Annotated in this window: 13 protein-coding genes and 1 other RNA gene; 3 read left to right on the forward strand and 11 right to left on the reverse strand. The window is 65.7% G+C overall.

What is annotated here, in order from left to right:
* The 7 genes from mraY to mraZ are packed head-to-tail and all read right to left on the reverse strand — an operon-like array spanning position 1 to position 7,546.
* The gene (gene mraY / locus ACWYRN_RS03760; protein ID WP_229437995.1) at positions 1-1,170 is read right to left on the reverse strand and encodes a phospho-N-acetylmuramoyl-pentapeptide-transferase; all 1,170 of its coding nucleotides are present in this window, start codon (positions 1,168-1,170) and stop codon (positions 1-3) included.
* Positions 1,171-1,174: 4 nt separating this feature from the next.
* The gene (locus tag ACWYRN_RS03765; RefSeq protein WP_488691194.1) at positions 1,175-2,545 is read right to left on the reverse strand and encodes a UDP-N-acetylmuramoyl-tripeptide--D-alanyl-D-alanine ligase; all 1,371 of its coding nucleotides are present in this window, start codon (positions 2,543-2,545) and stop codon (positions 1,175-1,177) included.
* A gap of 2 nt (positions 2,546-2,547) precedes the next feature.
* A complete protein-coding gene (locus tag ACWYRN_RS03770) occupies positions 2,548-4,083 on the reverse strand; it encodes a UDP-N-acetylmuramoyl-L-alanyl-D-glutamate--2,6-diaminopimelate ligase (RefSeq protein WP_488691195.1) in 1,536 nt (511 codons plus the stop codon).
* Entirely contained in the window at positions 4,083-5,858 is a 1,776-nt protein-coding gene (locus ACWYRN_RS03775; RefSeq protein ID WP_488691196.1) for a peptidoglycan D,D-transpeptidase FtsI family protein, read from the reverse strand. The genes ACWYRN_RS03770 and ACWYRN_RS03775 overlap by 1 nt, the downstream gene beginning before the upstream one ends.
* The gene (ftsL, locus tag ACWYRN_RS03780; protein ID WP_229437999.1) at positions 5,855-6,127 is read right to left on the reverse strand and encodes a cell division protein FtsL; all 273 of its coding nucleotides are present in this window, start codon (positions 6,125-6,127) and stop codon (positions 5,855-5,857) included. Before ftsL ends, ACWYRN_RS03775 begins: the two co-directional genes overlap by 4 nt.
* A complete protein-coding gene (gene rsmH / locus ACWYRN_RS03785) occupies positions 6,124-7,110 on the reverse strand; it encodes a 16S rRNA (cytosine(1402)-N(4))-methyltransferase RsmH (protein ID WP_488692772.1) in 987 nt (328 codons plus the stop codon). Before rsmH ends, ftsL begins: the two co-directional genes overlap by 4 nt.
* Before the next feature lie 7 nt (positions 7,111-7,117).
* Complete coding sequence (mraZ, locus tag ACWYRN_RS03790; RefSeq protein ID WP_229438001.1) at positions 7,118-7,546, reverse strand: division/cell wall cluster transcriptional repressor MraZ; 429 nt, start codon at positions 7,544-7,546, stop codon at positions 7,118-7,120.
* A gap of 412 nt (positions 7,547-7,958) precedes the next feature.
* Between mraZ and ACWYRN_RS03795 the strand changes: the two genes are divergently transcribed.
* Entirely contained in the window at positions 7,959-8,909 is a 951-nt protein-coding gene (locus ACWYRN_RS03795) for an AAA family ATPase (RefSeq protein WP_488691197.1), read from the forward strand.
* A 79-nt stretch (positions 8,910-8,988) separates the two neighbouring features.
* The gene (locus ACWYRN_RS03800; protein WP_488691198.1) at positions 8,989-9,687 is read left to right on the forward strand and encodes a fumarylacetoacetate hydrolase family protein; all 699 of its coding nucleotides are present in this window, start codon (positions 8,989-8,991) and stop codon (positions 9,685-9,687) included.
* Positions 9,688-9,845: 158 nt separating this feature from the next.
* Here ACWYRN_RS03800 and ACWYRN_RS03805 read toward each other — a convergent pair whose 3' ends face one another.
* The 3 genes from ACWYRN_RS03805 to rnpB form a co-directional block, all read right to left on the reverse strand.
* The gene (locus tag ACWYRN_RS03805) at positions 9,846-10,361 is read right to left on the reverse strand and encodes a PH domain-containing protein (RefSeq protein WP_488691199.1); all 516 of its coding nucleotides are present in this window, start codon (positions 10,359-10,361) and stop codon (positions 9,846-9,848) included.
* Positions 10,362-10,376: 15 nt separating this feature from the next.
* Positions 10,377-11,876, reverse strand: a complete 1,500-nt coding sequence (gene glpK / locus ACWYRN_RS03810) for a glycerol kinase GlpK (RefSeq protein WP_488691200.1) — start codon at positions 11,874-11,876, stop codon at positions 10,377-10,379.
* Between the two features lie 21 nt (positions 11,877-11,897).
* An RNA gene (rnpB, locus tag ACWYRN_RS03815) (RNase P RNA component class A) lies at positions 11,898-12,237 on the reverse strand.
* Positions 12,238-12,394: 157 nt separating this feature from the next.
* Here rnpB and ACWYRN_RS03820 point away from each other — a divergent pair.
* On the forward strand, positions 12,395-12,769 hold the full coding sequence (locus ACWYRN_RS03820) for a hypothetical protein (protein ID WP_488691201.1): 375 nt from the start codon (positions 12,395-12,397) through the stop codon (positions 12,767-12,769).
* Positions 12,770-12,828: 59 nt separating this feature from the next.
* Here the strand turns inward: ACWYRN_RS03820 and ACWYRN_RS03825 are convergent, their stop codons facing one another.
* Positions 12,829-13,509 (reverse strand): hypothetical protein, encoded by a 681-nt coding sequence (locus ACWYRN_RS03825; protein ID WP_488691202.1) that lies wholly within the window; start codon positions 13,507-13,509, stop codon positions 12,829-12,831.
* Positions 13,510-13,635 lie beyond the last annotated feature (126 nt).

Here is a 13,635-nt window from a genome sequence, read left to right on the forward strand (position 1 = left end):
TCAGCGCAGTTTCAGGGTGGAGAGACCGACGAGGACCAGGATCATCGTCACGATCCAGAAGCGGACCACGACCTTGGTCTCCTTCCAGCCTTTTTGTTCGAAATGGTGGTGCAGCGGCGCCATCAGGAACACGCGGCGGCCGACGCCATAACGCTTCTTGGTGAACTTGAACCAGCTTACCTGGATGATCACCGACAGGGTCTCGGCCACGAACACGCCGCCCATGATGAACAGCACGATCTCCTGGCGCACGATGACGGCGATGGTGCCGAGCGCGCCGCCCAGGGCCAGCGCGCCGACGTCGCCCATGAACATCTGGGCCGGGTGCGCGTTAAACCACAGGAAGGCCAGGCCCGCGCCGGCCATGGCGCCGCAGAAGATCAGCAGTTCGCCGGCGCCGGCGATGTGCGGGATGAACAGGTACTTCGAATAAGTGACGTTGCCGGTCAGGTAGGCGATCAGGCCAAGCGCGCCGCCGACCATCACGGTCGGCATGATGGCCAGGCCATCGAGGCCGTCGGTGAAATTCACCGCGTTCGAGGTGCCGACGATCACGCAATAGGTGAGCGCGATGAAGCCCCACACGCCCAGCGGATAGCTGATGGTCTTGAAGAAGGGGACGATCAGGTCGGCCTTCGGCGGCAGGTCCATCGAGAAGCCCGACTGCACCCAGGCCCAGAACAGCTGGCCGACTTCCCACGGCGTCGGGGCCGAGACCGAGAACGCCAGATACAGCGAGGCGGCGATACCGATCAGCGACATCCAGAAGTATTTTTCGCCCGAGCGCATGCCTTCCGGGTCCTGGTAGACCACCTTGCGGTAGTCGTCGACCCAGCCGATGGCGCCGAAGCCGAGGGTCACCACCAGCACCGGCCAGATCAGGCGGTTCGACAGGTCGCACCACAGCAGCGTGGAAATCGCGATGGAAATCAGGATCAGCACGCCGCCCATGGTCGGGGTGCCGTGCTTTTTCAGGTGGGTCTGCGGACCCTGGGTGCGCACCGCCTGGCCGACCTTCAGTTCGGTGAGTTTGCGGATCACGGCCGGCCCCGTGAACAGGCCGAGCGCGATCGCGGTGATCGCCGCCGACACCGCGCGGAAGGTGATGAAATTAAAGATGCGCATCGGACCGATATAGTCCTGCAGGTATTGTGCAAGCCAGAGAAGCATGGTGTTAGTGGGCGTCCTTGCCAGTGTTTGTTGAACCAATCAGGTGATTGACCACGCGTTCCATCTTCATGAAGCGCGAGCCCTTCACCAACACAGTTGCATCAGAATTGCCGCCCAGTTGCTTGTCCAGTGCTGCCAATAATGCGTCAAACTGCTCGAAATACTCGGCGCCCGCCGCTGCCAGGTGGCGCGACAGGTCGCCCGTTGCCAGCACGTGCTCGATGCCGCGTGCCTGCGCATATGCGCCGATCTCTTCGGTGAATTCCTTGCCCTGGGCGCCGACTTCGCCCATGTCGCCGATCACCAGGAAGCGCGGCGCCGGATAGCTTGCCAGCACGTCGATCGCGGCGCGCATCGAATCCGGGTTCGCGTTGTAGGTGTCGTCGATGACCAGCGTGCCGTTGGCGGCCTGCTTGCGCTGCAGGCGCCCGCCCACCGGCGCGAAGCTTTCCAGGCCGCGCACGATGGCGCTCGGTTCGATGCCGGCGGCCAGCGCGCAGGCGAATGCGGCGAGCGCATTGCGCACATTGTGTTCGCCCGCGGCCGCCAGTGTCACGGCGAACGGGCCGGCCGGGGTGATGATTTGCAAATTGTTACCGAAGCCGCTGGCGACGTAGGTGGCACGCACGTCGCAGGCGTCGTTCAATCCGAACGTCAGGCTGCGGCAATGCGCAGCCAGCCCCTGCCAGACCGGCGTATAGGTGTCGTCGCCCGGATACACGGCCACGCCGTCGCCTGGGAGCGCGGTGAACACCGAGCCGTTTTCCAGCGCCACCGCTTCCACGGTGTGCATGAATTCCTGGTGCTCGCGCTGGGCGTTGTTCACCAGCGCCACGGTCGGCTGGGCGATCGCCGCCAGGCGGCCAATCTCGCCCGGGTGGTTCATGCCGAGTTCGACCACGGCCGCGCGGTGCGCCGGCTGCAGGCGCATCAGCGTCAGCGGCACGCCGATCTCGTTGTTCAGGTTGCCCTGCGTGGCCAGGCGCTCGTTCGCGCCAAAGGCGGCGGCCAGGATGGACGCGATCATTTCCTTGACCGTGGTCTTGCCGTTGCTGCCAGTGACGCCGATCAGCGGGATCGCGTACTGCTTGCGCCAGCTGTTGGCGATCCGGCCCAGGGCCGTAAGCGTATCCGGCACCACGATGGCCGGCAGGGTCCAGCCTTCCGGCAGGCGCTCGACGACCACGCCGGCCACGCCGCGCGCGGCAACCTGTTCCAGGAAATCGTGGGCATCGAAAGTCTCGCCGCGCAATGCGACGAACAGCGCGCCGGCGGGAGCCGTACGGCTGTCGGTCGAGACGCCGTTGAAGCTGGTGTCAGCGGAGAGCTGCGAGCCAGGCATCGAAGCGATCAGTTGTGCGAGCGAACCGCGCATGCTTAGTGTGTCCTCATCATGGTGAGCCGCGCCGTCAGGGCCAGCGCGGCGTGGTCTGCATCGGAGAACGGCAGCTTCTTGCCCTTGATCTCCTGGTAGGGCTCGTGGCCCTTCCCGGCCAGCAGGATCACGTCGTGCTTGCCTGCGTGCTTGACGGCCGACAGGATGGCCGCCGCCCGGTCTTCAATGGCCTGGTGGCGCGCATCCGGATTCATGCCGGCCACGACCTGGGCGATGATGGCGCCCGGTTCTTCGCTGCGTGGGTTGTCGCTGGTGACGATGACCTGGTCGGCCGCCTGGGCAATGGCGCCCATCTGCGGGCGCTTGCCCGGGTCGCGGTCGCCGCCGCAGCCGAACACGCACCACAGGGCGCCGCCGCGTTCCGTCGCCACCTGGCGCAGCGCGGCCAGGGTTTTTTCCAGCGCATCCGGCGTGTGCGCGTAGTCGATCACGACCAGCGGCGCATCCTGGCCGCCGACCTGCTGCATGCGGCCCGGGGCCGGCGTCAGGGCCTCGACCGCCTCGGCCGCGCGTTTCAGGTCCACGCCCTTGGCCAGCAGCGTGCCCAGCACGGCCAGCGCATTGCTGATATTGAAGTGGCCGACCAGGCGGGTCTTCACGAGCAGGCTGGCGCCGTCCGCTTCCAGGGTGAATTCGGTGCCGGCCGGGCGTGCGCGCTTGTGCGCGGCGCGCAGGATGGCCATGCCTTCGATGGCAGGCTGTTCGGCCTCGTTCTGCAGGGTGTAGCCGGTGACCGCCACCTGCGGCAGCTGCGTGCGCAGGTAATCGACCAGGCGCGCGCCGGCCGGATCGTCGAGGTTGACGACGGCGCTCTTCAAGCCCGGCCATGCGAACAGCTTGCGCTTGGCCGCTTCGTAATTCTCCATGTCGCCATGGAAGTCGAGGTGGTCGCGCGTGAGATTCGTGAAGACGGCGACGTCGAAATGCATGCCGTTCGTGCGGCCCTGCTCCAGGCCGATGGACGAGACCTCGATGGCCAGCGCACGCGCGCCGGCCTCGCGCACGGCGGCCAGGTTGGCGGCCAGCAGCACGGCGTCGGGCGTGGTGTAGCCGGTCTCGATGAATTCCGGTTCGGCGCGGCCGCTGAACAGGCCCACGCCGAGCGTGCCGATGACGGCGGCGGTGTCGCCGAGTTTCGCCAGCGCCTGGCCCAGCCAGACCGCGATCGAGGTCTTGCCGTTGGTGCCGGTAACGCCGACGGTGAACATGCCGGCATCGGGCTGGCCGAGGCAGGCATGGGCGATGGCGCCGGCCTGCGCTTTTAATCCAGGCACGGCCAGGTGCGGCACATCCAGGCTGTCATCCCAGGCGAAACCGCTGTCGTCATAGACCACGGCGGCGGCGCCGGCAGCGACGGCGGCGGCGATGTAGCGGCGGCCGTCCTGGGCATCGCCCGGATAGGCAAAGAAGACGTCGCCGGCCTGCACGCGGCGCGAATCGGAAACGAGTTTGCCGCCCGGTGCTGCGGCGGCAATCCAGCGGCAGATGTCTTCGAGCGGATGGATAGTCGGCGCCATCACAAGCTTTCCTCCAGGGGCTCATCGGGAATGATGATGTCGGTGACCGAGGAGTCGGGCGGCACGTTGGCCGCGCGCAGCGCGTTCGCCGCCAGGTCGGCCGCGGTTGGCGCGGCGACGCTGCCGCCGGTGCGCAGCGCGCCCCGCGGGTTGTCGACCATGACCGCGATGATGAAGCGCGGCTTCGACATCGGCGCGATGCCGACGAAATAACCGATGTTGTCGGTGCGCGAGTAGCGGCCGTTGACGATCTTCTCGGCGGTGCCGGTCTTGCCGCCCACGCGGTAGCCCGGCACCTGGGCCTTGGAGGCGGTGCCTTCCGGGCCGACCACGGATTCGAGCATGGTGCGCACTTCGGCAGCGGTCTTCGGCGAAATGACCTGCTGGCCGACCGGCTTCTCGTTCACCTTCACGAACGACAGCGGGATGATGTCGCCGTTGCGGGCGAAGATCATGTACGAGCGCGCCATCTGCAGCAGCGACACCGACAGGCCGTGGCCGAAGGCCATGTTCGCGTACTCGATCGGGCGCCACGATTTCCAGGGGCGCACGCGGCCGGCGGTCGGGCCGGGGAAGCCGAAGCGCGGCGCCTGGCCGTAGCCGAGCTTGGTGTACATCTCCCACATTTCCTGTGGCGGGATCAGCTGCGAGATCTTGACGACGCCGATGTTCGAGGACTTCTGGATGATGCCGCCCACGGTGCGCACGCCGTAGTTGTGGGTGTCGCGAATGGTCTTGCCCGTGACGACCATGCGCCCCGGCGAGGTGTCGAACACCGTGTTCGGGGTGATGCGCTTGGTTTCCAGGCCGAGCGCCACGGTCACCGGCTTGATCGTCGAGCCGGGCTCGAAGGTGTCGGTGATGACGCGGTTGCGCAGCTGGGCGCCGGTCAGGTGGCGGCGGTCGTTCGGGTTGTAGCTTGGGTAGTTGGCCATGGCCAGCACTTCGCCGGTCTGCACATCGAGCACCACGGCGCCACCGGCCTGGGCGTTGAACTTCTCGACGGCGTTCTTGACGCTGTTGTAGGCGATGTACTGGAGTTTGCTGTCGACCGACAGCACCAGGTCCTTGCCGTCGTGCGGCTCGCGCGACAGGCCCAGGTCTTCGACGATGCGGCCCAGGCGGTCCTTGATCACGCGGCGGCTGCCGGTGGTGCCGACCAGCGACTTCTGCTGCGCCAGCTCCATGCCTTCCTGGCCCACGTCTTCGACGTTGGTGAAGCCGACCACGTGGGTCATGACTTCGCCCTGCGGGTAGTAGCGCTTGTATTCCTTGCGGGTGTCGATGCCGCCGATCTTCAGCTTCTCGATCTGGGCGACGACGTCCATCTCGACCTGGCGCTTGAGGTACACGAAGGTGCGGTCGGAGTCGAGCTTCTTGCGCAGTTCGGATTCCGGCATCTCGAGCAGGCGCGCCAGTTCCGTGATTTTTTCCGGCGGCGACTGCAGCACGTCTTCGGGGATCGCCCACACGGCGCGTACCGGCAGCGAGGAGGCCAGCACCTCGCCGTTGCGGTCCATGATCTTGCCGCGCGTGGCCGGCAGCTCCAGCGTGCGCTCGTAGCGGCTCTTGCCTTGCTTCTGCAGGAATTGGGTCGACATGCCCTGCAGCCAGAGCGCGCGGATGCCCAGCGCGGCAAAGGCGGCGAACAGCACGAACAGCATCACGCGCGAGCGCCAGTCGGGCAGGCGCACGGCCAGCACCGGGCTCTTCGAAAAAGCCATGCCTTTCGAGGCGGCCACGCGGCCGGTGGTGAAGGGCTTGTCGCGCTTCATCGTGCACCCTCCGTCAGGTACTGGGTGCGGGCCGGGGTCAGCGGGGTCATGTTCAGTTGCGTGCGCGCGATCTGTTCGATGCGCTCGTTCTTGCCGAGGGTGGACTGGTCGAGCTGGAGCTGCGACCAGTCGATGTCGAGCTGGCGCGACTGCTGCTGCAGGCGTTCGAGCTCGATGAACAAATGGCGCGACTGGTAGCGCGCGTTAACGAGCGTCAGGCCGCAGGCGATCAGGCCGACAGCCAGCACGGCGTTGAGCTTGTTGCTCATCGAGCGCTACCCTTTGCTACATCGGCCACATCGGCCAGGCGCTCGGCCACGCGCAGCACCGCCGAGCGGGCGCGCGGGTTCGCGTCGACCTCCGCATCGCTCGGCTTGATCTTGGCGATCAGCTTCATCAGCGGCTGCGGCAGATCGACGGCGCGGATCGGCAGGCGGCGGTCGGGCTGGGCGACCTTGGCTTTGCTGGCCAGGAACTGCTTGACGATGCGGTCTTCCAGCGAGTGGAAGCTGATCACCGACATGCGCGCGCCCGGCGCCAGCAGGTCGTAGGCCGCACTCAGTCCGGCTTCGAGGTCCTCAAGCTCTTTATTGATGAAAATCCGGATAGCCTGAAAGCTGCGGGTTGCCGGGTCCTTGCCTTTTTCCCGAGTCTTGACCGCGTCTGCCACGATTGCGGCAAGCTGGCGTGTGGTTGAAATTGGCTCGACTGCCCGGCGAGCAACAATCGCCTTTGCAATCTGAAAAGCAAACCGTTCTTCCCCATAATCGCGTATGACCTTTTCCAAATGTTGTTCGGTGGCGCTGGCGATCCATTCGGCGGCGGAAATGCCGCGCGTGGTGTCCATGCGCATGTCGAGCGGGCCGTCGTTGCGGAAGCTGAAGCCGCGGCCGGCGTCGTCGACCTGGGGCGACGAGATGCCGAGGTCGAGCAGGATGCCGTCGACCTTGTTGATGCCGCGTGCGCGCAGGGCCTCGCCCATGGTGGCGAAACTGTCGTGGACAATGCTGAAACGCGGGTCCGTGATCTGTTCGGCGGTGGCGATCGCCATCGGGTCCTTGTCGAAGGCGATCAGGCGGCCGTTCGCGCCCAGGCGCGACAGCAGCAGGCGGCTGTGGCCGCCGCGCCCAAAAGTGCCGTCTATATAGATGCCGTCTGCGCGCTTGCCCTCGTCGAGGTTCAGCGCATCGATTGCTTCATCAAGCAGTACGGTGCGATGCTGCAGTGCTGGCACCGTATCGGGTGTAATCATCGGTGCCTCAGAAAGAGAAATTGGAAAGGACATCCGGCATGCCGCCGGCAACCGCCTCGGCCTCGTCCGCGGCCAGCTTGGCGGCGTCCCAGATTTCGAAGTGGGTGCCCATGCCGAGCATCATCACTTCCTTTTCCAGCCCGACCGCGCCGCGCAGTTCGGGGGAAATCAGGATGCGGCCGGCGCTGTCGACCTCGACATCGCAGGCGTTACCGAGGAAAATGCGCTGCCACGCGCGTGCCGACATCGGCCAGGCGGCGATCTGGTCGCGGTGGGTTTCCCAGACGGGACGGGGGAACAGCAGCAGGCAGCCGTGCGGGTGGCGGGTGAGGGTCAGGCGGCCTTCGCACTGAAGTGCAAGGGCGTCACGGTGCTTTGCCGGTATTGACATCCGGCCTTTCGCATCGAGATTGATCGCTGACGCGCCTTGAAACACGTAGGTACCTAGTTTTGGAGAGTTATCAGTCTAGTTGTTTTGCGCGCCGGGAGAACTGAATTTCTCCCACAAAACTGCACTTTTTCACACCGTTTCCCACTTTAGAGGAAGCGTTGTTGCTGGTCAAGCGAATTCCGTCCGGAAACTTTCCGATTTTGCCAATGAAACCAATGACTTAGCGCGCTTCCCTGAAGTGAGTTCCAGCCAAAATATCCCGATAAATGAAGCACTTAGCTAAAACACTGAATGTGCTACCTCATCTAGACAAGCTGTCTTTACGTTTGAGCTAGCTCAATAATTGGGCAGCATCCAGGCCATCCAGCTGGGATGCTGAGGGGCGCACGCGACAGTGCCGACAAAATTGCGCAAGCGGCGTGCACTGGGTTAGGATTTGTGCATAAAAGGAGCCGCCGTGAGCATCGCCCTTGCCCGTACCCGCCCCGTGTATGACCTGATCGACGTCCAGGATGCGCTCGAGCGCAGCCGCGGGCGCTCGCCGGAACTCGACGCGTTCTACGAACGCATGCTCGAAACCGGCCCCGAGCGCTTCGTCACCACACCCTCCTCGCTTGACGCCCTCGACCCGCTGCGCGACGAATGCCCGAATTTCGACGCGGTGCTGGACGACCTGGCGCGCTACCTGCGCCTGGCCCACGCCGGCAACCGCGGCTTCAATTTGATGCCGATCCTGCTGCTGGGCGGGCCGGGCGTGGGCAAGACCCATTTCGCAAGGCGCCTGGCGCGGGCCATGGGCACCGAGTTCGAGCTGATCGGCATGAATGCGCTGTCGGCCGGCTTCGTCATCACCGGCAGCTCGGCCAGCTGGCGCGGCGCCAAATGCGGCAAGGTCGCCGAGCGCCTGGTGCGCGGGCAGTTCGCGAATCCGGTGGTGGTGCTGGACGAAGTGGAAAAGGCCAGCGGCTCTTCGCAGTCCGATCCGCTGGCGGCGCTCTACCAATTGCTGGAACCGGAAACGGCGCAAGCCTTCCGCGACGAATACATCGACGTCGAGATCGACGCCAGCCAGATCTGCTGGGTGCTGACGGCCAATTCCACCGAGGGGATACCGGCGCCGCTCCTGAACCGGATGGCGGTGTACGAGGTGCCGGCGCCGACGCGCGAACAGGCGGCCGGCATTGCGCGGCGCATGCTGGCGGCGCTGGTGGTGGAACTGAACCTGGCGGACTTCGACGAGGGACTAGGCGACGCGGTGCTCGATAAACTGGCGCCGGTGGCGCCGCGCGAACTGCGCAAGACCCTGCTCGACTGCTTGGGCTATGCGGTAGCCGACGGGCGCCGTCACCTGACGGCCGCGGACGTGCGCCTGCGGCCGGGGCCGGGCAAGGGGCGGATCGGGTTTTGATCTTTGATGCGAGCGACAGGCGCCTTGTTTCGCGCCCCAGCATTAGAATGGCAGCAACCGTGCCAACCAGAGAGCTTTCATGACCGACTACGCCTTCACGCCGCCCGCCCTTCCCTCGCTCGCCATCTTCGGCAGCAGCGAACGCTTCCCGATTCGCCGCGTGTTCTGCGTCGGCCGCAACTACGCCGCGCATGCACGCGAGATGGGCAGCAATCCGGACCGCGAGCCGCCCTTCTTCTTCACCAAGCCGGCCGACGCGGTGGTGCCGGCCGAGGGCGCGCTGCCCTACCCGCCGGCCACGCAGGACCTGCACCACGAGATCGAGCTGGTGGTGGCCCTGCGCAGCGGCGGCGCCGACATTCCGGCCGACGAGGCGCTGGCGAAAGTCTGGGGCTATGGCGTGGGCCTGGACCTGACCCGGCGCGACCTGCAGTCCGTGGCCAAGGAAAACGGCCGCCCCTGGGACATGGCGAAAGGCTTCGACGCCTCCGCCCCCTGCTCGCCGCTGCGCCCGGTGAGCAGCTTCGGCCATCCGTCGGAAGACGCCTGCATCCGCATTTCGGTGAACGGCACGGTGCGCCAGGAAGGCACGCTCGACGAGATGATCTGGCCGATCCCGGACATCATCGCCCACCTGTCGCGCCTGGTGACGCTGGCGCCGGGGGACCTGATCTTCACGGGCACGCCATCGGGCGTTGGCGCGCTGGTGCCGGGTGACCGCGTGCACGGCGAGATCGCCGGCGTGGATGAATTCGACCTGGAAGTCGTCGAAAGGTAGGGTGGTCGGCTCCACCCTGCACGACGCGGTGACGCAACGTGTGCGCCGCCCACGCGTTCAACGCACGTTGGCACGGGCGCGGAGTTTCAAGCTCTGGCTGAACGCGTGGACGGCGCTACAGCCACGGGCTGGCGGGCGCCCGGGAATAGCCGTCCACCCTACTTGCCGCGCAGCGCCGCCAAAAACGCTTCCGGCTGCTCCACGCTCACCAGCAGCGACGGCCCAACCCGGGCCGGCAGATACACCACCTGGCTGCGATCGGTCATCACCGCGAACACCACGCCATCGCCGGCACCCTTGAAGCGGCCGGCCGTATAACCCGGCATGTGGATGCCGTTGCGGCGTGCGCCGAGACGCGCTTCCTCGATGGCGCCATAGCTGCCGACCTTTGCCGCATCGAGCCTGAAATCCGACAGCGGCCGGTCGTGCTCATAGAAATGGGCGGCGCGCAGCAGGATCTTGCCGCCCTCGACGCGCAGCGCATTGTCGTGCACCGAATACGCCAGGGTCACCGTGAACGGCAGGATCAGCAGCGCCGACAGCGCCACGTTCCTCATGCTGACGGCCAGGCCGTCGCGGCGGATCACCAGCAGCGGCGCGGCGCAGGCCAGCAGGGTGATGGCCGCCATGGTCCAGAACACACCGTTGCCCACCGGGGCGATTGCAAACTGCATCCTCTCTCCATCCAGTCAATGTTCAGCCCAGGCCTTGGCATGCGCCACCGCCCTGGCCCAGCGCGCCATCAGTTCGGCGCGGCGCTCGGCAGGCATGCCCGGCTCGAAGCGGCGCTCGGCGCGCCACAGCGCGGCAATCTCCTCGCGCGAACTCCAGAAGCCCTGCGCCAGCCCGGCCAGGTAGGCCGCGCCGAGCGCTGTCGTTTCCGTGACCGCCGGGCGCACCACCGGCACGCCGAGCAGGTCGGCCTGGAACTGCATCAGCAAGTCGTTGCGGGCGGCGCCGCCGTCGGCACGCACCTCGGTCACCGGGCAGGCGGCATCCTTCTGCATGGCGTCGAGCAGCTCCGCGCTCTGGTAGGCGATCGCCTCCACCGCGGCGCGCGCGATATGGGCGGCCGTGGTCCCGCGCGTCATGCCGACAATCGTCCCGCGCGCATACGGGTCCCAGTGCGGCGCACCGAGGCCAACGAAGGCCGGCACCAGCATCACGCCGCCGCTGTCGGTGACCGACATCGCCAGCGGCTCGACGTCCTTCGACTCCTTAATGATGCCGAGGCCGTCGCGCAGCCACTGCACGGTGGCGCCGCCCATGAATACGCTGCCTTCGAGCAGGTAGTCGGTGCGGCCGTCGACCTTCCAGCCAATGGTGGCCAACAAGCGATTCCGCGACACGGGCGCCATGTAACCGGCGTGCATCAGCATGAAGCAGCCGGTGCCGTAGGTATTCTTGACCATGCCCTTGTCGTAGCAGGCCTGGCCGAAGGTGGCGGCCTGCTGGTCGCCGGCGATGCCGCTGACCGGGATCGCGCGCCCGAACCATTCTTCCTTTGCCCGCCCCACTTCGCCGGCGCTGCGCACGACTTCCGGCAGCATCGCTTCCGGGATGTTGAACAGCGCCAGCAGGGCCGGGTCCCAGCGCATCGTGTGGATGTTGTAGAGCATGGTGCGCGAAGCGTTGCTCACATCGGTGACGTGGCGCCCGCAGAGCTGGAAGGCGAGCCAGCTGTCGACCGTGCCGAAGCACAGTTCGCCGCGTTCGGCCCGTTCGCGCGCGCCGGGGACGTTGTCCAGCAGCCAGGCCAGCTTGGTCGCGGAAAAATAGGCGTCGAGTTCAAGGCCGGTGCTGCGCTGTATCAGGCGGGCATGGCCTTCGGCGCGCAGGCGGTCGCAGGCGCCGGCGGTGCGGCGGTCTTGCCAGACGATGGCGCGGGCGATCGGTTCGCCCGTGGCGCGGTCCCAGACCACCGTGCTTTCGCGCTGGTTGGCGATGCCGATGGCGGCGATCTGCGTAGCGTCGACGCCGCCGTCGCGCAAGACCTTGCGCGCGCAGGCGAGCTGGCTGGTCCAGATGTCGAGCGCGTCGTGCTCGACCCATCCGGGCTGGGGGAAATGCTGGGGAAATTCCTGCTGGGCGCAGGCGAAGACCTGGCCCTGGCGGTCGAACAGGATGGCGCGGGAACTGGTGGTTCCCTGGTCGAGCGCCAGGATAAATTGCGACTGCGACTGCGGCATCGCTCCTCCGCGCAAAATTCAGTGTAAAGCAGGCCGATAGGCCGGATTCTGTTGGCTGGTCTCCCCGAAGGGACTCCCGCCACGACAATCATTCCTCTAGGCGCCGAATTACTCCGGCGCTCAAGCTTCCTACCCGCACGCTCCGCGAGCAACATCAACGCGTGCCTATTTGGAATTGCTCCGAGTGGAGGTTACCGCGTTTCACCGTAACTAAATACGCTCGTCTCTGTGGCCCTATTCCTCGCCTTATACCTTGCGGCTTTCGGCGGACGGCCGTTAACCGTCACCCTGCTCTGTGGAGTCCGGACCTTCCTCCCGCCAGCGCCTTGCAGCGCCAGCCAGCGACTGTCTGGCCTGCTTCACGGGCATCATTGTAACCGATGGGGGGCGCTGCTCCTAGCGTGTGCATTCCGGGCCACAGCTTCATGTCCGAGGCAAGACCTTGTTCCTGGATAATCCAGGCGACACCCGGACCAGCATGATGACCATTTCCACATCGGCCTAAAGCTGGGGGCACAATGAAATACCTTGCCGTAGTCATTGCCACGCTCTTAATGACGCATTCGCATGCCGAAGACAAGGGCACATGGACAGGAAAGAACAAACCGTTGGCGGGTGCCACCTATCTTGTCTACTCGGGCGAACCCGGTGATCGTGGGCCACCAACAAATACAGACAGGAAGCTGGCGATTGCCGTCAGGGGGCAAGCTGCCAAGGAGATTTTTGACGCGATCGGTCCGGATGCCAAAGGGGTCAGTTGTGGTCTTGAGGACGGTGAACGAATGAGGAGCAAGGGCGAGGTCTGGTGCTCTTATATGCCGAGTGATGGATACATGTGCTTTTTGGGATTCAACCTTCGCACAGGGAAGCCGCATTCAGGTGGAACTTGCTGATGCCGGTAGAACCCAAAAGCCCCCCCGCTGGGCGTTTGCCAGTCCAATCTAGCTAGAAATCAGGTCGCAATCAGCGTCCCGCCCTTGCGCGGCGGGCTGGACGGCGCAGCAGGCGGCGGTGCCTCCGGCGCCTCCTCCCGATGCTCGTTCCCGATCCGATCCAGATCCTCCAGCCCCATCAGCGGCGCATACATCAAGTCCTGCGGATCGGTCGAGCGCTTCCAGCCCAGGTGCAGTTCGCCCACCGCGCGCTTGGCCAGCTTGACCGTGCGTTCGCCGGTGCGGTCGGTCAGGCGCGGTTCGCCGTTTTCGTATTCGAACAGGCGCGCCATCGACACCACCGAGCAGTGCAGGTTCGGACTGTGCATCGAGAACTGGTAGCGGAAACCGCCAGACTGGGCATTGATGTCGCGCGCGGTAATGAACAGGCGGTAGGTTTTTGGTCCCAGCCCCGGCAAGCGGGCGCTGGCGCGCACGGCCTGTTCGAGCAGCGCTTCGGCGGCATATTGCTCCGTGCCCGGCAGCCTGGGCAGGCGCAGTGGCGGCAGCCGCATCGCGGCCCGTACCCGGATGCCGAGCTGCCGCGCCAGCGCACGGGCGACGGTCGCCGACAAGGCTTCCGGCACGTCGTCGAGCGGCACCACATACACGGCGACGGACTCGTCGCCCGACTTGAGCGCAAGCGCGGCCCCGCTGCCCAGCAGCGCAACCGCCGACAACAGCACATGACGTCTCTGCATGGACTTCCCCGGTAGGATCGATATTTAATTTTTGGCAAGTTTATCCCGAGCAAATCCCATCGTCCATGCTGATTGCATACGAGGCAAGATTGTTCGCCCAGCATTTCTGAAAATCGGTGTCGCCAT

The organism is Massilia sp. BAP21, assembly GCF_057801335.1.